The 19,891-nt window shown below is 72.4% G+C and carries 17 protein-coding genes; 3 read left to right on the top strand and 14 right to left on the bottom strand.

Annotation, left to right across the window (positions count from 1 at the left end):
* Nucleotides 1-127: 127 nt before the first annotated feature.
* The 3 genes from Q0817_RS08795 to Q0817_RS08785 all read left to right on the top strand — a co-directional run bounded on the left by Q0817_RS08795 (nt 128) and on the right by Q0817_RS08785 (nt 2,784).
* Nucleotides 128-628: a hypothetical protein gene (locus Q0817_RS08795; RefSeq protein WP_298585866.1), complete on the top strand. Its 501-nt coding sequence runs from the start codon at nt 128-130 to the stop codon at nt 626-628.
* Between the two features lie 570 nt (nt 629-1,198).
* Nucleotides 1,199-1,921 (top strand): ATP-binding cassette domain-containing protein, encoded by a 723-nt coding sequence (locus Q0817_RS08790; protein ID WP_298585863.1) that lies wholly within the window; start codon nt 1,199-1,201, stop codon nt 1,919-1,921.
* Between the two features lie 425 nt (nt 1,922-2,346).
* Entirely contained in the window at nt 2,347-2,784 is a 438-nt protein-coding gene (locus Q0817_RS08785; RefSeq protein WP_298585860.1) for a hypothetical protein, read from the top strand.
* Between the two features lie 60 nt (nt 2,785-2,844).
* Here the strand turns inward: Q0817_RS08785 and Q0817_RS08780 are convergent, their stop codons facing one another.
* The 14 genes from Q0817_RS08780 to Q0817_RS08715 all read right to left on the bottom strand — a co-directional run bounded on the left by Q0817_RS08780 (nt 2,845) and on the right by Q0817_RS08715 (nt 19,890).
* Nucleotides 2,845-3,174: a hypothetical protein gene (locus tag Q0817_RS08780; protein ID WP_298585857.1), complete on the bottom strand. Its 330-nt coding sequence runs from the start codon at nt 3,172-3,174 to the stop codon at nt 2,845-2,847.
* Between the two features lie 354 nt (nt 3,175-3,528).
* A complete protein-coding gene (locus tag Q0817_RS08775; RefSeq protein WP_298585854.1) occupies nt 3,529-4,119 on the bottom strand; it encodes a recombinase family protein in 591 nt (196 codons plus the stop codon).
* A 386-nt stretch (nt 4,120-4,505) separates the two neighbouring features.
* A complete protein-coding gene (locus tag Q0817_RS08770) occupies nt 4,506-5,987 on the bottom strand; it encodes a glutamate--cysteine ligase (RefSeq protein ID WP_298585851.1) in 1,482 nt (493 codons plus the stop codon).
* Between the two features lie 96 nt (nt 5,988-6,083).
* On the bottom strand, nt 6,084-8,198 hold the full coding sequence (locus Q0817_RS08765) for a primosomal protein N' (RefSeq protein WP_298585848.1): 2,115 nt from the start codon (nt 8,196-8,198) through the stop codon (nt 6,084-6,086).
* Between the two features lie 2 nt (nt 8,199-8,200).
* On the bottom strand, nt 8,201-9,406 hold the full coding sequence (gene metK, locus Q0817_RS08760; RefSeq protein ID WP_298585846.1) for a methionine adenosyltransferase: 1,206 nt from the start codon (nt 9,404-9,406) through the stop codon (nt 8,201-8,203).
* An 82-nt stretch (nt 9,407-9,488) separates the two neighbouring features.
* Nucleotides 9,489-10,715: a bifunctional phosphopantothenoylcysteine decarboxylase/phosphopantothenate--cysteine ligase CoaBC gene (gene coaBC, locus Q0817_RS08755; RefSeq protein ID WP_298585843.1), complete on the bottom strand. Its 1,227-nt coding sequence runs from the start codon at nt 10,713-10,715 to the stop codon at nt 9,489-9,491.
* Nucleotides 10,716-10,749: 34 nt separating this feature from the next.
* Nucleotides 10,750-11,307, bottom strand: coding sequence for a DNA-directed RNA polymerase subunit omega (gene rpoZ / locus Q0817_RS08750; protein ID WP_298585840.1), 558 nt, complete (start codon nt 11,305-11,307; stop codon nt 10,750-10,752).
* 29 nt (nt 11,308-11,336) lie between these two features.
* Nucleotides 11,337-11,936, bottom strand: a complete 600-nt coding sequence (gene gmk / locus Q0817_RS08745; RefSeq protein ID WP_298585838.1) for a guanylate kinase — start codon at nt 11,934-11,936, stop codon at nt 11,337-11,339.
* 68 nt (nt 11,937-12,004) lie between these two features.
* Entirely contained in the window at nt 12,005-12,319 is a 315-nt protein-coding gene (gene mihF / locus Q0817_RS08740) for an integration host factor, actinobacterial type (RefSeq protein WP_298585835.1), read from the bottom strand.
* A gap of 176 nt (nt 12,320-12,495) precedes the next feature.
* Complete coding sequence (gene pyrF / locus Q0817_RS08735) at nt 12,496-13,416, bottom strand: orotidine-5'-phosphate decarboxylase (RefSeq protein ID WP_298585833.1); 921 nt, start codon at nt 13,414-13,416, stop codon at nt 12,496-12,498.
* Nucleotides 13,409-16,729, bottom strand: a complete 3,321-nt coding sequence (carB, locus tag Q0817_RS08730) for a carbamoyl-phosphate synthase large subunit (protein WP_298585830.1) — start codon at nt 16,727-16,729, stop codon at nt 13,409-13,411. Before carB ends, pyrF begins: the two co-directional genes overlap by 8 nt.
* Nucleotide 16,730: 1 nt before the next feature.
* Nucleotides 16,731-17,969 carry a glutamine-hydrolyzing carbamoyl-phosphate synthase small subunit gene (gene carA, locus Q0817_RS08725; protein WP_298585827.1) on the bottom strand — a complete coding sequence of 413 codons (1,239 nt, stop codon included), beginning with the start codon at nt 17,967-17,969 and terminating at the stop codon, nt 16,731-16,733.
* 61 nt (nt 17,970-18,030) lie between these two features.
* A complete protein-coding gene (locus Q0817_RS08720) occupies nt 18,031-18,534 on the bottom strand; it encodes an ABC transporter permease (RefSeq protein WP_298585823.1) in 504 nt (167 codons plus the stop codon).
* Nucleotides 18,535-18,573: 39 nt separating this feature from the next.
* Nucleotides 18,574-19,890, bottom strand: coding sequence for a dihydroorotase (locus Q0817_RS08715; RefSeq protein ID WP_298585820.1), 1,317 nt, complete (start codon nt 19,888-19,890; stop codon nt 18,574-18,576).
* Nucleotide 19,891: the final 1 nt, after the last annotated feature.

The following is a 19,891-nucleotide window of genomic DNA, read 5'->3' as shown; positions in this document are numbered from 1 at the left end:
ACCCGGCGGCACCTGTCCCCTCCATGGGGAACACCGCCCCGCCCCTCCGCGGTGACGGTAGCGCGCGGCCACTGCCCCTCACCAGTGCTTCCGCCGTGCACCCGGAGTGGGCGCCTACCGTGGGTGGATGGAGCCTGCACCGAATCCCACCGCCAGAAACCGTACCCGGCCCCGCCACACGGTGGTGCAGGTGCTGATCCGCGTGGTGCCAATCGTGGTCGTGCTGCAGGGCAGCTTCGAGGTGTTCCTGCGCAACGACTGGTTCGCCACCACCCCCAACGCACCCGGACTCGTTGCCGGGCTGCTGAGCTTCGTGCCGGCCGGGATCTGGGCGGCCGTCGACGGATACCGCTGGGCGTCCACCCGGTACGCCGTGGCCCTGTGGGCGGTGGTCGCCGCCCTGGTCGCCGTCGTGAGCCAGGTCTACGGCTACCTGCTCGGCCTCTGGCAGTACGCACTGCAGATGCCGCTGGAGCAGCTGGCCCAAATGCTGGAACCGACACCGCTGCTCATGGTCATCCACGCCGTACCCGCCGTGCTCCTGGTCCTGCTGGGCGCCGGGCTCTCCCGCCTCCAAAGCAGGCTGGCAGCACCCGCAGCCGAGGGCTCCGCCGAGCCCGCCAGGTGACCCCAATTGCACGTGCCGACGCCTATGGACCCGCGAAAATTAGGAGCGTGAGCGGTCTCTGTCGTTGCGGGACCGCCCAGGTGTGAGCATCCCGGACTCGTTCAACAAGAGTGCACCTCCTGCTGCGGGGAGAAAGAGGAGGGCGGGCAACCATTCAGTGATGGCGAACAGGCCTAGTGCAAAAAGGAGAACGACGATCGCTGCGACTCGGACTTTGGTGTGCATGACATCACTTCCGTTGAGTTCGCGAAGCCAAACATCGGCCTCCAGGACCCCTTGCCACCCGACTCGCCGGTCGGACTCCCAGCGCAAGGGGGAACCCCAGCTGCAACATCGCCCTCGTGGGATCGGCGCCCATGGAGGTCGCAAGTAGAGTCGCCCCACGGTATGGCCGACCTGTCGGTAAGGAGTACTCGCGGGTCTCGTCTGAGAGGGCGAGAGAAGGGCAGGAAGTAGACCCCGGAGTCTCGCCATACCCCCCAACTGCACCCAGCGGAAAAGCCCCGGCCGCAACGATGCGGGCTCGATGGTTCATGACCCATGACCGCTCGCCCTGCGATGCTAGGCGGCATGGACTTCCCCCGCCTGCCGGTGCGCCAGGTCCGCGAACACCCGGCCGCCCCACTGGACCGCCGCACCTGGCCGGCCACGCTGGCCCCGGTACGCCACCTACTTGACCATGGCCTCGAGCTGGGGGCGGCCACGGTGCTGATCGGAGAGAATGGCTCCGGCAAGTCCACCCTCGTGGAAGCCATCGCCGGGGCCTACGGGCTCTCCCCCGAAGGCGGATCCACCGGCGCCCGCCACTCCACCCGCCCCACCGAGTCGGACCTGCACGAGCATCTGCAACTAGTGCGCAATCCGGCCACGACCCGCCACGGCTATTTCCTGCGCGCTGAGACCATGCACGGTTTCTTCACGTACCTGGAGAACAATCCCAGCACCAGGCGACCCGATCCGTCCTTCCACGAGATGTCCCACGGGGAGTCCTTCCTGGACCTGGTCCGCGACCGCATCCACGGGCCGGGACTGTGGGTGCTCGACGAACCGGAGTCCGCGCTGTCCTTCACTGGCTGCCTGGGTTCGCTCTCGATCCTGATGGACCGGATGGCCGGCGGAACATCCCAGATCGTGCTCGCCACCCACTCCCCGCTGCTGGCCTCCCTGCCCGGAGCCGATGTCCTCGAGGTCGGCCCCTGGGGGCTACGCCCCACACTCTGGGAGGACCTGGAGCTGGTGCACCACTGGAGAACCTTCCTGCAGGACCCTCGCCGATACCACCGCCACCTCTGACCACAAACCAACCCCTAATTCAATGTCCGAATGGCCTGTCCCCGGTAGCCCGGACGCCGAGGAAGGGTTAGCGATGCCCTTGGGAGGGATTCTGGGCGACCGAGGACAGCTCGCCGGCACAAACGCCGTGCCGCCGGCGGCGGTCACAGGGCGTTTCTCCTGACTGCCGGCACTCCACGTGCCACCCATGACGGCCGGACCATTGGCCTCTCATCCGGCTAACCCATGCCAACTTCCCGGCGACTCGGCTCCACCCTGAATGCCGAGCACGTTGATGACCCGGTGGTTAATGGGCCTGTTGCTTTCGCGACGCCCCGGTAATGTGGCGTGGACCACGATGAAGTAAGCACGCGAGAACGCACTGAGCAGGAGGCGGCCACCCGGGGCAGCCCCAAGGCTCGGTAGAGCAGAGGAGACGTCTCATGATGAGCACGAAGAGCTTCCGCGTGGCAGGTATGACGCTCGGGGTCGTCCTGGCGGCCTCGGCCTGTGGCTCCACCAGTCACGATCTCGCTGTTCTCGACTCCGAGTCCTCCACCCAACCGGTGCCGGAAGTCATCCAGTCCAACGAGCAGTTCGCCGACGACTCCGCCCGCTACCTGGGCGAGATCGACAGCTATTCCTACTTCGCGGCGCGACCGGCCTCGGACGGCGACCATGAGGCGTGCCTGATCCAGGTCGGTGCCACCTCCGACGACTGGCTCAGCGGATGCTCCACCATCCAGAGCGACATTGTCGTCGGGCTCTCCGGTGGAGTCCCCCAGCAGGAGGTCGCCCTCGTCAGCGACGACCCATCGACCGACACTCTCGAAGAGAACGGCTGGGAGCACCAGGCCGAGAACCTCTGGCAACGCCCCAACTAATCACCACCAGCACCGATCACGGCCGGCCCCCCACCGGGGAACCACAACTGCGCTGTCGGCTCAGGGTCCGACTGAGGACAATGAGCCCATGATCCGCACCGCCCCCAGCCGCCCGACCAGGTCCCCGTGAACCGCATTCTGCTCGCTGTCCTTGCGGGACTGATCGGTCTCGCGACGTCGGCAGCCCTGTACCTCAGCCTGGTGCATGCGGTTCCATTGGTGAGCTGGGGCACCGACGAGGAAGAGCTCCTGCGCGTCGAAGGTGCACACGACGTGCGAATCGCATCCCTGCTCGCCGCGCTGGCCGGCGTCCTGCTCCTGACCGCCCGTGCCCGGTGGACAGGTAGCATCGCGGTGGCAGCCGCCTGCCTGGTGGCTGCGCTGGCCCATGGGAACACAGTCGCGTCTTGGGTCCTGCTGCTGGTCTACGTGCTCGTCTTGCTAGTGGGTTGTGGGGCCGTCGTCAGACAGGCCAGGAACCTGCGGAGTATGGCACCGTCACGAGGGGCGCGCGGTCGTCTCGGGTGAGCGGGCTACTCTCACATCGCTACACCGGCCGGATATGCTCACGGCCTCGACTACATCCTGGATTGGGATGAGTCGTTAAGAGGACCTCGAGCGGGCCCGGATGCGCCCACGTAGAGCTCAGGCAACCAAGCGTGGTTGTCATGCCCGTTTACCCCGCGCAATGAAGCCCGCTAGGCCGCGTCAGACGCACCACGACGTCCACCGGCAACGACGGACTCAGATGCTCGTCACCTGCGGCAGCTCGCGGATCCGACGATAGAGAGTGGCCCGCGACATCCCGAGATCTCGTGCCACCTGGGTGGCCGGCTCTCCGCCCTCGATCAGGCGGACGGCGTTGCGGATCTGTGAGTCGGTGAAGGTCTGCCGGCGTCCGCCAAGGTCCTTGCCGGCAGCCCGGCGCTTGGCCACCGAGTCGGTGATCCGCTCCCGTTTGATCTCCAACTCCATCTGCGCCAGAGCCGCCAGGACGGTGAACACCATCGAGCCCATCGGGGTGGCGGTGTCCACCCCCCCCCCGAGGTTGAGCACACGCAACTCGGCGCCCCTCCCCCGCACCGCCTTGGCAAAGACCAACATGTTCTGCGTCGACCGTCCCAACCGGTCCAGTGTGGTGATCACCAGCGTGTCGCCCTCCTCGAGCGCGGCCACGGCCTTGGCGAACTTTGGACGCGATGCACGCCCTCCAGACACTCCACTGTCCACATAAAGGTCATCGCGCCGCACACCGGCATGCAGGAGGTCAGACACTTGACGGTTCGCATCCTGTTGCCGTGTCGACACCCTGGCGTACCCGATCAACTTCCCCATGTCCACCTCATCTGTCTCGCAGCTAAGGTTGAGTATCCGATTCTAGGGGTACGGATAAAGCACATAGCTGCGAGACAGGCCGAACCGCGGAAACATGCGGACGAGAATCCTCCGGACGAGACGTCTCGCATCCCATTCCGTGGAAGAGTCGGCGGCATCAGGAGCCTGTCGTAGTGAGTGCCGTGAACCAGCGTTCACGTCGAGATGCACCTGTCCGGCTGCTGCCGACCTCGGTGGCCGGCCACGCTCCGGTCTGTCAGGGCTCCTTCACGGCCGTCCTCACCGTCGCATTCGGCCCGGCCGTGGGCGTCGTCGCCTCCCGGATCCTGCCTCCCCCTGCGGCACTCGGCGAAACCCGCCCGCGGCGGAGCTTCCCGGCAGAAGGGTCAGGGCACCGGCCAGGTGTGCACCGGCTCGTTCTCGTCCATGTGCTCGACATAGGCCTGCAGCATCCGGCGCAGGGCGGTGGGCCGGTCCGCGCCGTGGCGCTCGAAGTGCTCGACCGCCCGGGTCTGCCACACGGCGCCGTTGACCCCGGAGACGCACCGGCCCTCGATGATCCCCAGGTATCGCTCGCGCACCTCCGGGGCCACCCCCCACTCCTCGAGGCCCTGGTGGGCCAGCGGCAGGAGGTGGCGCAGCACGAGCTCGTCGGCGCTGACCTCCCCGAAGCCCGGCCAGTAGAACCGGGCGTCGAGGCCGTGGCGGGCGGCGCGGTCGAAGTTCTCGGCGCAGGCGGGGAAGCTCATCCGGGTCCACACCGGCCGCTCCTGCCGGGCCAGCACCCGCGCGGCCCCGTAGTAGAACGCGGCGTTGGCCATCACGTCGGCGATCGTCGGGCCCGCGGGCAGCACCCGGTTCTCGACCCGCAGGTGCGGACGGCCGCCGACCACGTCGTAGATCGGCCGGTTCCAGCGGTAGACCGTCCCGTTGTGCAGCCGCAGCTCCGAGAGGGCCGGGGCCAGCCCGGCCCGCAGCTTCGCGGCCGGGTCCTCCTCGGAGCACTCGGCCAGCAGCGCCGGGAACCAGCGGACGTTCTCCTCGAAGAGGTCGAAGATCGAGGTGATCCAGCGCTCGCCGAAGAACACCCGCGGGCGCACCCCCTGGTTCTTCAGCTCGATCGGGCGGGTGTCCGTGGCCTGGGCGAACAGCGCGATCCGGGTCTCGGCGTGCAGCCGCCGGCCGTAGAAGTACGGACTGTTCGCGCCGAGGGCGATCTGCGGGGCGGCCAGCGCCTGGGCGGCGTTCCAGTGCGCGGCGAACTCGGCCGGGGCGACCTGCAGGTGCAGCTGGACGCTCGTGCACGCCGACTCGGGGGCGATCGAGTCGCACCAGGTGTCGATCCGCTCGCCGCCGGGCCCGTCGATCTCGAGACGGATGTCCTCGCCGCGGGCCACGAAGATCGAGTCGTTGAGCGCCGTGTAGCGGTTGTTGTCGCTGATCCACTCCTGCTCGTAGTGCTCGGGCCGCAGGGTGGGCAGGATCCCGATCGTCACGATCCTCGAGCCGACCCCGCGGGCCGCGGCGTCCGCGGCGTTGAGCGAGGCGCGCAGGTCCTCCTCGAGGTCGAGGGCGGCCCGCCCGGGCAGCGGGCGCGGGGGCACGTTGAGCTCGATGTTGTACCGCGCCAGCTCCGTCTGGTACCCGGGATCGGCGATCGCGGCCAGCACCTCGTCGTTGTGGAAGTGCGGGTCGAACCGCCCGTTGACGAGGTTGAGCTCGATCTCCAGCCCCGTCATGGGCCGGTCGAACTCGAACGAGGCGCGGGCGAGCATCTGCTCGAACACGTCGAGGTCAGCGCGGACCTTCTCCCGGTAGCGCTGGCGCTGCTCGCGCGTGTAGCTGCGGGAACTGACCTCTTCGCCCACGGTGGCCTCCGAATCCCGGCCGCGGTGCGGCCCCAGGACACCAACCAACCACACCGCGGCCCGTGCGCCAACACCCGGGTGCGCCCGGGGCGGGGCTCAGAGCAGGTCGGTGACGTCGCAGCGCACGTGCACCGGCGGGTGCCTGCGCAGCGCGGAGGCCTTCGAGCGGGCGGCGCGCAGGCGGCGGGTGACCTCGCCGGCCACGCCGTAGCCGAAGAACAGCAGCGCCCGGTGCGGGGCCGGCTCCCCGTCCGGGCCGGGCTCGTGGTCCTCGAGGGGCGTGGGCCCGATGACCCGCACGGCGGGGGGCAGCTCGAGGTCGGCCAGGAACGCCGCGACCGCCGCGGCCGGGCCCGTCACCGCCGCCGAGCGCACGGCCGGGGGCAGGCCGAGGGACTGGCGCTCCACGAGCTCGCGCTCGGCGTACCCGGCCGGGTCCCACCGCACGAGCGCGCCCACGGCGGCCTCGTGCTCCGCGGTGACCACCACGATCCCGCCGTCCCGGGCCCGGCGCACCAGCGCGGCCGCGTTGAACCACCGGCGCAGCGTCTGCTCCGCGGCGCGCAGGGCGGGGCGCATGAGCATCTGGTTGCCGTCCAGCAGCAGCGCCGCGGCGTAGCCGCCCTCCGCGACCGGCTCGGCGCCCGGGGTGGCCACGACGAGGGCGGGGGCGCCGGCGACGTCCGCGCGCACCGCGTCGCCCGAGGAGGCCACGACGGGCACCTGCGGGAACGCCCGCCCGAGCTCCTCGGCGGTGCGCAGCGCCCCGACGGTGACCAGGCGCATCCGCGGGGACCCGCAGGCGGCGCAGGACCAGGAGTGCGCCGAGCGCCCGCACCACCCGCACCGGGGCACCCCGCGCCGGGACACGACCCCCAGGGGCCCGTCACAGGCGGTGCAGCGGGCGGGCTCCCGGCAGCGCTCGCACGCGAGGTGCGGGGCGTAGCCGGCGCGGGCGACCTGGACCAGGACGGGGCCCCGCTCGAGAGCCTCGCGGGCGGCGCGGTAGGCGGTCTCGGGCAGCCGGGCCCGGGAGGCGAACGGGTCCCGGGCGGCGTGGAAGGAGTCGGCGGTGGAGACGATCCGGGGCGTGTGGAGCCGAAGCACGTCCCGGGCGGGGGCGATCCGGCGGGCCCACCCGGAGCCGACGAGCCGCTGGGCCTCGGGGCTCACGGCGTGCCCGGCGAACAGGGCCGCGCACCGGCTGCGCCCGGCGCGCAGCAGCAGCACGTCCCGGACGTGCTGGTAGGGGGCGCGCTGCTCCACGAGGTTCTCGTCGCCGTCGTCGAAGCAGGCCACGAGGCCGAGGTCGTCCACGGGGGCGTAGGCGGCGGAGCGGGTGCCCAGGACCACCCGCACCTGGCCGGTGGCCGCGGCGAGGAACGCCCGGTAGCGGGGCGTGGGGCCGTCCTCGGCGTGCAGGCGCACGAGGTGCTCCCCGCCGATCTCGTCCACGACCGAGCGCTCCAGACGCGCCAGGGCCTTCTGGTCCGGCACGACGGCGACCGCCCCGCGCCCGGCCCGCCAGGCCGCGCCGATCGCCGCGGCCAGCACGTCCGTCCAGTCGTGGGCCGGATGGGACGGCAGCACCTCGACGACGGCCCGCGGGGAGGCCCCCGCCGCCAGCTCCGCCAGGAACGCCGGACCGCCGGCGTAGTCCGCCAGTGCCGCGTCGTGGGAGGGGCCCGGGGCCTGCGGGGACAGCCCGGTGGAGTGGCCCGGGGCCTCGGCCAGCCGCTGCTCGATCTCCTTCTCGACCCGGGCGACCCGGGGCGGGACGGCCACCCGGACGACGTCCGCGACGGTGCCGGCCGAGCGGGCGGCGACGTCCTCGGCCAGCTGCGCGATCTCCGGGGCGAGGACCGGCAGCGGGGACATGACCCGGCGCAGGGGCTGGATCCGGGGCATCACCTCGGAGTCGGCGGTGCGCTCGAGGACGTAGCCCGTCAGCTCCTGGCCGCCGAAGCCGACCTTGACGCGGGCGCCCGGCACGGCCGTCGCGGCCATCTCGGCCGGGACGAGGTAGTCGAACGGGCGGTCCAGGTGCGGGACGTGGGTGTCCAGCAGCACCCGGGCCACGGGGTCGTGCTCGGCCGGCAGGACCGCGCCCACGCCCTTCGCGTCGTCCCGCGGCGGCCGGGGCGGGAATCCCGAGAGGAGCGACAGCTGCCGCGGGCCCTCCGCGGCGGCCCCGGGGTCCTCCGGGTCCACGGTCAGAGCCCGGCGGCCGACCGCAGGTCCGCGACGCGGTCGGTGCGCTCCCAGGTGAACTCGGGCTCGGAGCGGCCGAAGTGCCCGTGCGCGGCGGTCCGCGCGTAGATGGGGCGCTTGAGGTCGAGGTCCTCGATGATGGCCAGCGGCCGCAGGTCGAAGACCTCGCGGATGGCGCGCTCGATCCGGGCGGGGTCGACCTTCTCGGTGCCGAAGGTCTCGACGTAGAGGCCGACCGGGGCGGCGCGCCCGATCGCGTAGGCGACCTGGACCTCCACGCGGTCGGCCAGGCCGGCCGCCACCACGTTCTTGGCCACCCAGCGCATCGCGTAGGCCGCGGAGCGGTCGACCTTCGAGGGGTCCTTGCCGGAGAAGGCGCCCCCGCCGTGGCGGGCCATCCCGCCGTAGGTGTCCACGATGATCTTGCGCCCGGTCAGGCCGGCGTCCCCGACGGGGCCGCCGCGCACGAAGTTGCCGGCCGGGTTGATGATGACCTGGGTCCCGGACAGGTCCAGCCCGGTCTCCTCGAGCACGGGGGTGATCACGCACTGGCGCAGGTCGGAGGCCAGCTGGTCGAGGTCGTAGCCCTCGGCGTGCTGGGAGGAGACCACCACGGTGTCCACGGCCACCGGCCGGTGGCCGTCGTAGCCGAGGGTGACCTGGGTCTTGCCGTCGGGGCGCAGTCCGGGCAGCACGGCGGTCTTGCGGACCCGGGTGAGCTGCTCGGAGAGGCGGTGGGCGATGTGGATCGGCGCCGGCATCAGCACCTCGGTCTCGTCGGACGCGTAGCCGAACATGATGCCCTGGTCCCCGGCGCCCTGGGCATCGCGGGCGTCGCGGGCGGTGCCCTCGCGGACCTCGAGGGACTGGAACACGCCCTCGTAGATCTCCGGGGACTGCTCGCCCACGCTGATCGACACCCCGCAGAACTCCCCGTCGAAGCCGTGCACCGAGGAGTTGTAGCCGATGTCGAGCAGCGTCTTGCGCACCACGTTGGGGATCTCCACGTACCCGCGGGTCTTCACCTCGCCGGCGACGTGGACCAGGCCCGTGGTCACCATGGTCTCGACCGCCACGGAGGACTCGGGGTCCTGGCGCAGGAGGTCGTCCAGGATGGAGTCGCTGATCTGGTCGCAGATCTTGTCGGGGTGTCCCTCCGTGACGGACTCGGAGGTGAACAGTCTCAGGTGCTGGGTCGTCTCGCTCACGGGAGACCACACTACCGGGCGCCCCGGACGGCGCAGCGCCGCCCGGCCCGCGCCCGCCGCGGACCGGGCCGTGGGCGCCGGTTCAGGCGCGGACGCCGGCCAGTTCCCGGGCGATCCGCGCCACGAGACCGCGCGCCACGTCCGTCTTCGACCCCTCCAGGGCCTGCTCCGGGGCGCCGGCCGCGCTGAGCACGGTCAGGGCGGTGCTGTCCTGGCCGAACACCAGGTTCTCCCCCACGTGGTTGACGGCCAGCAGGTCGCACCCCTTGCGCAGGAGCTTCTCGCGCCCGAACGTCAGCGGGTCGGTGTCGGCGTCACCGGTCTCGGCGGCGAAGCCCACGAGGAGCTGGCGGCGCCGGGCGGTGTTGCGCAGGTCCACGAGCTCCCGCAGGACGTCGGGGTTGCGCACCAGCTCGATCACGGGGTTGGACCCGTCCTCGGCCTTCTTCAGCTTCGCGTCGGCGATCCGGGCCGGGCGGTAGTCGGCCACCGCGGCGGCCATCACCACGACGTCGGCCCGGGCCGCGGCGCGCACGCAGGCCCGGCGCAGCTGCTCGGCCGTGCCGGCGTGCACGACCTCGACCCCGTCGGGCACCGGGGTCTCCAGGTGGGCGGCCACGAGGGTCACCGCGGCGCCGGCGTCCCGGGCGGCGGCGGCGATCGCCACCCCCTGCTTGCCGGAGGAGCGGTTGCCCAGGTACCGGACGGGGTCCAGGGGCTCGCGGGTGCCGCCCGCGCTGACGAGCACCCGCGTGCCGGCCAGCGGGCCGTCGGCGGCCTCGCCCCGTCCGGCCAGGGCCAGCGCGGCGTCCCGGACGACCTCGGGCTCAGGGAGCCGGCCGGGGCCGGAGTCGGGGCCGGTGAGCCGGCCGTCGGCGGGCTCCAGGACGGTGTGCCCGTGGGCGCGCAGCGTCGCGACGTTGGCCTGCACGGCGGGGTTGAGCCACATCTCGGTGTGCATCGCCGGGGCGAACAGCACCGGGGCGCGGGTGGCGAGCAGCGTGGTGGTCAGCAGGTCGTCGGCGTGCCCGTGGGCGGCGCGCGCCAGCAGGTCGGCGGTCGCCGGGGCGACAACGACGAGGTCCGCGGCCTGGCCCTGGTGGACGTGGTTGACCTCGTCCACCCGGTCGAAGACGTCCGTGCTGACCCGCTGGCCGGAGAGCGCCTCCCAGGTGGGAGCGCCCACGAACCGCAGCGCGGCCTCGGTGGGCACGGGCACCACGGTGTGGCCGCTCTCGGTGAACAGGCGCAGGAGCAGCGCCGCCTTGTACGCGGCGATGCCCCCGCCGATGCCGAGGACGATCCTCATGCCGCCGCGCCCCGCCGCAGGGGTGCCGGCCGGCTCACAGGTCCTGGAGGTCCCCGGGCTCCCGCCCCGGCTCCTCCGGAGCGGCGTCCGCGGCGTCACCGGCGCCGTCGGAGGCGCTGTCGGCGGCGATGGCCGCGCCGCTGCCGGGCAGGTCGCCCAGCGGCTCGGCCGGGGTCTCGGCGCCCGAGGAGAAGTCCACCGAGGTGCCGCCGGAGAAGGCGGCGTCCGCGGAGAGGTCCACGGCGTCCTCCTCGGTGCCCTGGGCGAAGAAGTCGGCGCCGAAGACGTCGGCGGCGAGGTCGGCCTCGGTGGTGAGCTGGCCGTTCTCGGCGAAGCCGGCGTGCTCGACGGGGCGGCCCTCGATGAGGCCCTCGTCGATCTCGCGGAACGCGATCGACAGCGGCTTCTCGTTGAGCTGGGTGTCCACGAGGGGACCGACGTACTCGAAGAGGCCCTCGTGCAGCTGCGAGTAGTAGGCATTGATCTGCCGGGCCCGCCGGGCGCCGAAGATCACGAGCCCGTACTTGGAGTCGGACTTCTTCAGCAGGGCGTCGATCGGCGGGTTGATGATGCCTTCGGTGTGGGTAGACAAGCGATTGCTCCAGACGGGGTGGACGGTTCTCAGGATGCCGGCTCGGGGTCGACCCCCATGAGCTGCACGAGTTCGGCGGCGGCACGCTCGACCCGGTCGTTGATCACGGTGTGGTCGAACTCCGGCTCGGCCGCGAGCTCCAGTTTAGCGGTTTCCAGCCGGACCCGCTGTTCCGCGGCCGTCTCGGTGCCCCGGCCGACCAGCCGGGCGACCATCTCGTCCCAGCTGGGCGGGGCGAGGAACACGAAGTTGGCCTCCGGCATGGTGTTGCGGATCTGGCGGGCGCCCTGCAGGTCGATCTCGAGCAGGACGCTGCGCCCGCGCTCGAGGGCCTGCTCCACGGTAGAGCGCAGCGTGCCGTAGCGGTGCGAGTTGTGCACCACGGCCCACTCGAGCAGCCGGCCGTCGCGGGCCATCGCGTCGAATTCCTCGTCGGAGACGAAGAAGTAGTGGGTGCCGTCGACCTCCCCCGGCCGGGGGTCCCGGGTGGTCGCGGACACGGACAGCCACACCTGGGGGTAGTGGTCCCGGACGTAGGTCGAGACCGTGCCCTTGCCCACGGCCGTGGGTCCGGCGAGCACGGTCAGGGACGGGCGCGCGGCGCGGGGCGCGTCGGGGCTCACGGGCATCCTCCTGGGAGTGGGGTGTTTCCCCCAATCTAGCGGATCGCGCCCGGGCCCCTCGCGCCCCGTCCGGCTCAGCGGTCGAGGTGCTCGATGAGCGCCTTGCGCTGGTGCACGCCGAGCCCGCGCAGCCGCCGGGTGCGGGCGATGCCGATCTCGTCCATGATGGCCGCGGAGCGGACCTTGCCGATGCCGGGGGTCGCCTCGAGCAGGTCCGAGACCTTCAGCCGGCTCACGGCCTCGTCCCGGTCCGCCCGGTCGAGGATCTCGGCGACCGTCATGCGGCGTTCGCGCAGCCCCTTCTTCACGTCGGCGCGCGCCGTCCGTGCCCTGGTGGCCTTCTCCCTCGCGGCGGCTCGCTCCTCGTCGGTCAACGGACGCAGTGCCATGTGGTTCCTCCTCGTCGCCACGGACTGCAGCCCCCGTCCCGCGGAGGGACGGACAGCCCGTTTGCTAAAGAAACTACATGAATATGGATGCTCTGCAAGGCGACACGACCGTGGCGTGACCAGGGGTGTCGTCGCCGGGGACCGGGTCGTCGCGTGCGCCAGGACGGATCCGGGGCTCAGCCCAGCGCGGCCGACAGCTCCCCGGAGGAGCGGCGGACCGCCTCCCGCAGCGCCGCGACGTCCGGTCCGCGGCGCAGGATCGCCCGGCTCGAGGCCGCGAGCACCTGGCCGGCCGCGGCGCCGAACACGGCCGGGAGCTCCTCGGCGCGGGCGCCCTGCGCACCGTAGCCGGGGGCGAGCAGCGGGCCGCGCACGGCCGTCAGGTCGATGCCCAGCTCGGTCAGGGCGTTCCCGACCGTGGCGCCCACCACGAGCCCGCACGAGCCCAGGCCGCCCCGGGCGGCGGGCTCGGCCGCGGCCGCGAGGAGCCGGGCGTTCTCGGCCGCGGCCGCGGCGCACACGGAGCCCGCGACCGACTCCCGGCCCCCGGCGTGCTGGACGGAGCGGCCCTCGGGGTTGGAGGTGAGCGCCAGCACGAACGTGCCGCGGCCGGTGCGAGCGGCCAGGTCCAGGGCCGGGCGCAGGGACTCGAAGCCGAGGTACGGGCTCAGGGTCACGGCGTCCGCCGCGAGCGGGGACCCCTCCCCCAGCCACGCCGCCGCGTAGGCCTCCATCGTGGAGCCGATGTCGCCGCGCTTGGCGTCGGCGACGGTCAGCAGGCCCGCCGAGCGCGCCTCGGCGAGCAGCTCCTCGAGCACGGCGAAGCCGGCCGCGCCGTAGGGCTCGTACAGCGCCACCTGGGGCTTGAGCGCGGCGGCGTGGCCGGCGGCCGCCTCCAGGACCGTCAGCGTGAACCGGCGCAGGCCCTCGGCGGAGCGGGGCAGGCCCCACGCGTCCAGCAGGCCCGGGTGCGGGTCGACGCCCACGCACAGGGGTCCGTGCTCGTCCATCGCCGCACCCAGCCGCGCGCCGAAGGGCGCGCGGCCGGGTGCGGGGGTCTCCGGGGCGGGGGTCTCCGGGGCGGTGGGCTCAGGCACGCACGGCCTCGGGCTCCTCGGCGCGCAGGAGGGCCTCCAGGCGCTGCTCGTGCTCCTGCAGGCTCGTCACGTCCCAGGTGTAGGAGCGCAGCGCGGTGACGGCCTGCAGGGCGGCGCCCAGCACGGAGACCGTGGTCATCAGGGGCACCCCCACGCTGGTGGCCGCGGCCCGGATCTCGTAGCCGTCCCCGCGGGCGGCGCCGCCAGCCGGCGTGTTGAAGATCAGGTCGATCTCCCCGTCGGCGATGAGGTCCACGATGGTTCGCTCGCCGGGTGCCGTCTCCCGGATCTTGCGGACCACGGTCGACTCGATGCCGTTGCGGCGCAGCACCTCGGCGGTCCCGCCGGTGGCGAGGATCTCGAAGCCGAGGTCGCGGAACATCCGCACGTAGACGATCGAGGAGCGCTTGTCCTTGTTGGCCACGGAGACGAACATCCGCCCCGACGTGGGCAGGGAGACGTTCGCGGCGGCCTGGGCCTTGGCGAAGGCGGTGTCGAAGTACTTGTCCAGGCCCATGACCTCGCCGGTGGAGCGCATCTCCGGGCCGAGCAGGGAGTCGACCACGGCCCCCTCGGCGGTGCGGAAGCGCGCGAAGGGCAGGACGGCCTCCTTCACGGCCACGGGGGCCGAGGCCGGCAGCGTGCTCCCGTCGATCCGCTGGGGCAGGTGCCCCTGGGTCCGCAGCTGGGCGATGGTCGTGCCGGTGCCGATGAGGGCGGCGGCCTTGGCCAGCTGCACGCCCGTGGCCTTGGACACGAACGGCACGGTGCGGGAGGCCCGCGGGTTCGCCTCGATGACGTAGAGGATGTCGGAGGCGATGGCGAACTGTATGTTGATGAGCCCGCACACGCCCACGCCGCGGGCGATGGCCAGGGTGGCCTCGCGCACGCGCTCGAGCACGTCCGGGCCGAGGGTGATGGAGGGAAGGGTGCACGCGGAGTCCCCGGAGTGGATGCCGGCCTCCTCGAGGTGCTCCATGACCCCGCCCACGTAGAGCTCCCGGCCGTCGTAGAGGGCGTCCACGTCGATCTCGATGGCGTCCTCGAGGAACTTGTCGATCAGCGCGGGCCGCGCGGCGGAGACCTCGGTGGCGTTCTGCAGGTAGCGGGCCAGGGCCGGCTCGTCGTAGACGATCTCCATGCCGCGGCCGCCGAGCACGTAGGAGGGGCGCACGAGCACGGGGTAGCCGATGTCGTCCGCGATCCGCTTGGCGTCCTCGAAGGTGGAGGCCGTGCCGTTCTTGGGCTGGCGCAGGCCGGCCTCGCCGAGCACCCGGGCGAACTCCCCGCGGTCCTCGGCGAGGTCGATGGCCTCCGGGGTGGTGCCGAGGATCGGCACCCCGGCGGCCTTGAGCTGCGCGGCGAGCTTGAGCGGGGTCTGCCCGCCCAGCTGCACGAACACCCCGAGCAGCCCGCCGGTGCGCCGCTCGATCTCGACGACCTCCATGACGTCCTCGAAGGTCAGCGGTTCGAAGTACAGCCGCGTGGAGATGTCGTAGTCGGTGGAGACGGTCTCCGGGTTGCAGTTGACCATGACGGTCTCGTACCCGGCCTCGCGCAGCACCATGGACGCGTGCACGCACGAGTAGTCGAACTCGATGCCCTGCCCGATCCGGTTCGGCCCGGAGCCCAGGATCATGATCGAGGGACGCTCGTGCCGGCCCACCTCGCTCTCCTCGTCGTAGGAGGAGTAGTGGTACGGGGTGAAGGCCTCGAACTCCGCCGCGCACGTGTCGACGGTCTTGAACACGGGGCGGATGCCCAGCGCGTGGCGCACGCCGCGGACCACGTCCTCGGTCAGGTGGGCCAGCTCGCCGATCTGGGCGTCGGAGAAGCCGTGCCGCTTGGCCAGGCGCAGGGTGCGGACCGTGAGGTCGGCGTCCTGGCGCACGACGTCCGCGACCTCGTTGAGCAGCACCAGCTGGTCCAGGAACCAGGGGTCGATGCCCGTGGCCTCGTAGAGACGCTCCACGCCCGCCCCGGCCAGCAGGGCCTGCTGGACCTGCCGGAGGCGCTCCGTGGTGGGCGTCCGGGTGGCGTCGACGAGCCGCGCCAGGGCGTCGTCGTCGAGCTCGGGGCGCACGAAGGAGAAGCTGGAGTCCTTCTGCTCGAGGGAGCGCATGGCCTTCTGCAGCGCCTCGGTGAAGTTGCGCCCGATCGCCATGGCCTCGCCGACCGACTTCATGGTGGTGGTCAGCGTGGGGTCCGCGGCCGGGAACTTCTCGAACGCGAAGCGCGGGATCTTCACGACGACGTAGTCCAGCGTCGGCTCGAAGGACGCCGGCGTCTTGCGGGTGATGTCGTTGGGGATCTCGTCGAGGGTGTAGCCCAGCGACAGCTTCGTGGCGATCTTGGCGATCGGGAAGCCCGTGGCCTTCGAGGCGAGGGCCGAGGACCGGGAGACGCGCGGGTTCATCTCGATGACGACGACGCGTCCGGTGTCGGGCTCGACCGCGAACTGGACGTTGCACCCGCCGGTGTCCACCCCGACCTCGCGGATCACGGCGATCGCGATGTCGCGCAGCTTCTGGTACTCGCGGTCGGTGAGCGTCATGGCCGGGGCCACGGTGATCGAGTCCCCGGTGTGCACGCCCACGGGGTCGAAGTTCTCGATGGAGCACACGACCACGACGTTGTCGTGCTTGTCGCGCATCATCTCCAGCTCGTACTCCTTCCAGCCCAGGATGGACTCCTCGAGGAGCACCTCGGAGGTGGGGCTGTACTGGATGCCGGCGCCGGCGATGCGGTGCAGGTCCTCCTCGTCGTAGGCCATGCCCGAGCCGAGCCCGCCCATGGTGAAGGACGGGCGCACGACCATGGGGTAGCCCAGCTCCTCGGCGGCGGCGAGGGCCTCGGGCATGGAGTGCACGATCACGGAGCGGGCGGACTCGGCGCCGCAGCGCTCCACGACGCCCTTGAACGCCTCCCGGTCCTCGGCGAGGTTGATCGCCTCGACGTCCGCCCCGATGAGCTCGACGCCGTACTTCTCGAGCACGCCGTTGGCGTCGAGGGCGATGGCCGTGGTGAGGGCCGTCTGCCCGCCCAGGGTGGGCAGCAGGGCGTCGGGCCGCTCCTTGGCGATGATCTTCTCCACGACCTCGGGGGTGATGGGCTCCACGTAGGTCGCGTCGGCGAACTCGGGGTCGGTCATGATGGTCGCCGGGTTGGAGTTCACGAGGATGACCCGCAGGCCCTCCTCCTTGAGCACCCGCAGGGCCTGCGTGCCCGAGTAGTCGAACTCCGCGGCCTGCCCGATGACGATCGGCCCGGAGCCGATGACCAGAACGCTGGTGAGATCTGTCCTGCGCGGCATGTCAGTTCTGCCCTTCTTCCTGTGCGTCCTGCGCGCCCTGGGCGCCGCCGGGGACGGCGTTGTCGATGGTCGGGTCGGCGGAGCCGTCCCGGTGGCTGTCCATCAGCTCGATGAACCGGCCGAAGAGGTAGGAGGCGTCGTGCGGGCCGGCGGCGGCCTCCGGGTGGTACTGCACCGAGAACGCGGGCAGGTCGAGGCAGTTGAGCCCCTCCACCACGTCGTCGTTGAGGCACACGTGGCTGACCTCGACACGCCCGAACTCCCCCAGGGGCGCGTCCACCGGGCCGTCCAGGGGCGCGTCGACGGCGAAGCCGTGGTTGTGAGCGGTGATCTCCACGCGCCCCGTCCGCCGGTCCAGCACCGGCTGGTTGATCCCCCGGTGGCCGAAGACGAGCTTGTAGGTGCCGAAGCCCAGCGCCCGGCCCAGCAGCTGGTTGCCGAAGCAGATCCCGAAGAACGGGATGCCGGCGCGCAGCACCTCGCGCAGCGTCCCGACCTGCCGCTCGGCGGTGGCGGGGTCGCCCGGCCCGTTGGAGAAGAACACCCCGCGCGGGGCCAGGGCCCGGATCTGCTCGAAGTCCGTGTCGGCGGGCACGACGTGCACGCGCACCCCGCGCTCGGCGAAGCGGTGGGGGGTCATCGACTTGATCCCCAGGTCCACGGCCACGAGCTCGTGCAGCACCTCGCCGGACCAGCCGTGCTCGGCGGGCTCGACGACGTAGGCCTCGGTGACGGAGACGGTCTCGGCGAGCCGGCGCCCCTCCATCCGCTCGGCGGCGCCGACCTCGGCCACGAGCTCGGCGTCGGGGCGCAGCGCGGCGTCCCCGGAGAAGATCCCGCCGCGCATCGCGCCGCGGTCCCGCAGGTGGCGGGTGATGGCCCGGGTGTCGACGTCCTGGATGCCGACGACGCCCTGCGCGGCCAGCTGCTCGTCGAGGGATCCCTCGGAGCGCCAGTTGGACGGGCGGCGGGCCGCGTCGCGCACGACGTAGCCGGACACCCAGATCCGGCGGGACTCGGCGTCGGCGGCGTTGACGCCGGTGTTGCCGATGTGCGGGGCCGTCTGCACGACGAGCTGGCCGGCGTAGGAGGGGTCGGTGATGGTCTCCTGGTAGCCGGTCATGCCGGTGGAGAACACGGCCTCGCCGAGGGCGGTGCCGAGCGCGCCGTAGGCGCGGCCGCGGAAGACGCGGCCGTCCTCCAGCACGAGCACGGCGGGGTCAGTGGTGATCGAGCTCAAGGTCGTCCTCACGTTCAGGTCTGGGGTCGGGAAGGCGGGGCGGCGGGGTGCCGCCGGCGGGTCAGGAGTGCGGCGCCGGGACGATCGCCTCCACGGCGGCGAGGAGGCGCTGCTTGTCCTCGGCCCGCTGGGTGCGGAAGCCGGTGTCCACCACGGTGGAGCCCAGCGACCAGGTGAGCACGGCGAGCCCGTCCTTCTCCACGAACTTGCCGACCATCCCGGAGCTCGTGCCCACGGCCACGACGTCCGCGGCGGGGACGAACAGGGCCGGGGCGCCCTGCCGGTCGAAGAGCACGCCGTCGTCGAGGACCAGGACCGTCGCCCGGGCGCGGACGCCCAGTCCGTGGGCGGCGATCCGCTCGAGCGGGGCGCCGGTCTCCGTGGTGCTCACGTACATGCCCGGGACGGCGAGCCGGGGCTCGCGCTCCTCGATCCCCGCGGGCGGCTCGGGCGGCGCGGCGATCCCGGCCTGGCGCCGCACGCGCGTGCGCCAGCCCCGGCGGAGCAGGGCGAAGAGCACGGCGAGGACGATGACCGTGACGAGCACGGTGGTGAGCTGGTCCATGGGACGGGGGCCTCCGGGCGGTGGAAGGGGTCGGAGCGGTCAGGCGGCGGGGGTCGGGACGGGGGTGTTGAGCGCCCCGTCGAGGACGGTGGGGTGGCCGCGGAAGAAGGTGGCCCGGACCGCGCCGGGCAGCTCCATGCCGCGGTAGGGGCTGTTGCGTCCCTTGGAGGCGTGCCGGGCGGGGTCCACCACGGTGGTCGCGGCCGGGTCCCAGAGGGTGATGTTCGCCGGCTCGCCCTCCGCGAGCGGCCGGCCCTGGGTGGCCAGGCGGCCGATCCGGGCGGGGGTCTCCGAGGTGATCCGCGCGACGTCGCGCCAGGTCAGGAGGCCGGTGTCGACGAGGCTCAGCTGGACCACGGACAGCGCGGTCTCGAGCCCCGTCATCCCGTTGGCCGCGCACGACCACTCGCACTCCTTGTCCTCGGCCGGGTGCGGCGCGTGGTCGGTGCCGATGACGTCGATGGTGCCGTCGGCCACGGCCTCGCGCAGGGCGTGCACGTCCTCGTCAGTGCGCAGCGGCGGGTTGACCTTGAACACCGGGTCGAAGCTGCGGACCCGCTCGTCGGTGAGCAGCAGGTGGTGCGGGGTGGCCTCGGCGGTGACGTCGATGCCGCGCTGCTTCGCCCAGCGGACGATGTCCACGGAGCCCCTGGTGGAGAGGTGGCAGATGTGCACGCGGGAGCCGACGTGCTCGGCGAGCAGCACGTCGCGGGCGATGACGGCCTCCTCCGCGACGGCGGGCCAGCCCGTCAGCCCGAGCTCGGCGGACACGGAGCCCTCGTTCATCTGGGCGCCCTCCGTCAGGCGCGGCTCCTGCGCGTGCTGGGCCACGACGCCGTCGAAGCCCTTGACGTACTCGAGGGCCCGGCGCATGAGCACCGGGTCGTGCACGCACATGCCGTCGTCGGAGAACATCCGTACGCCGGCGCGGGACTCGGCCATCGCCATGATCTCGGACAGCCGCTCGCCCTTCAGGCCCACGGTCACGGCGCCCACGGGACGGACGTCGACCCAGCCCGCGGAGCGGCCCAGCTCGTGGACCTGCTCCACGACACCGGCCGTGTCCGCCACGGGATCCGAGTTGGCCATCGCGAAGACGGCGGTGTAGCCGCCGAGCGCTGCCGCCCGGGTGCCCGTCTCGACGGTCTCGGCGTCCTCCCGGCCCGGCTCGCGCAGGTGCGTGTGGATGTCCACGAGACCGGGCAGGGCCACGAGCCCGGCGGCGTCGACGACGCGGGCGCCGTCCGCCGCCGCGGCGAGATCGGGGCCGATGCGCCGGATCACGCCGTCCTCGACGAGGATGTCGGCGGTCTGCTCGCCGAGCAGCTGGGCGCCCTGGATGAGGTACGAGGTCACG

Origin of the sequence: uncultured Kocuria sp., from assembly GCF_947500125.1 — a bacterium.
In the GTDB taxonomy this organism is placed as follows: domain Bacteria; phylum Actinomycetota; class Actinomycetes; order Actinomycetales; family Micrococcaceae; genus Kocuria.
The sequence above is the reverse complement of the archived record's forward strand: the minus strand, read 5'-3'. Positions and strand labels throughout refer to the sequence as shown.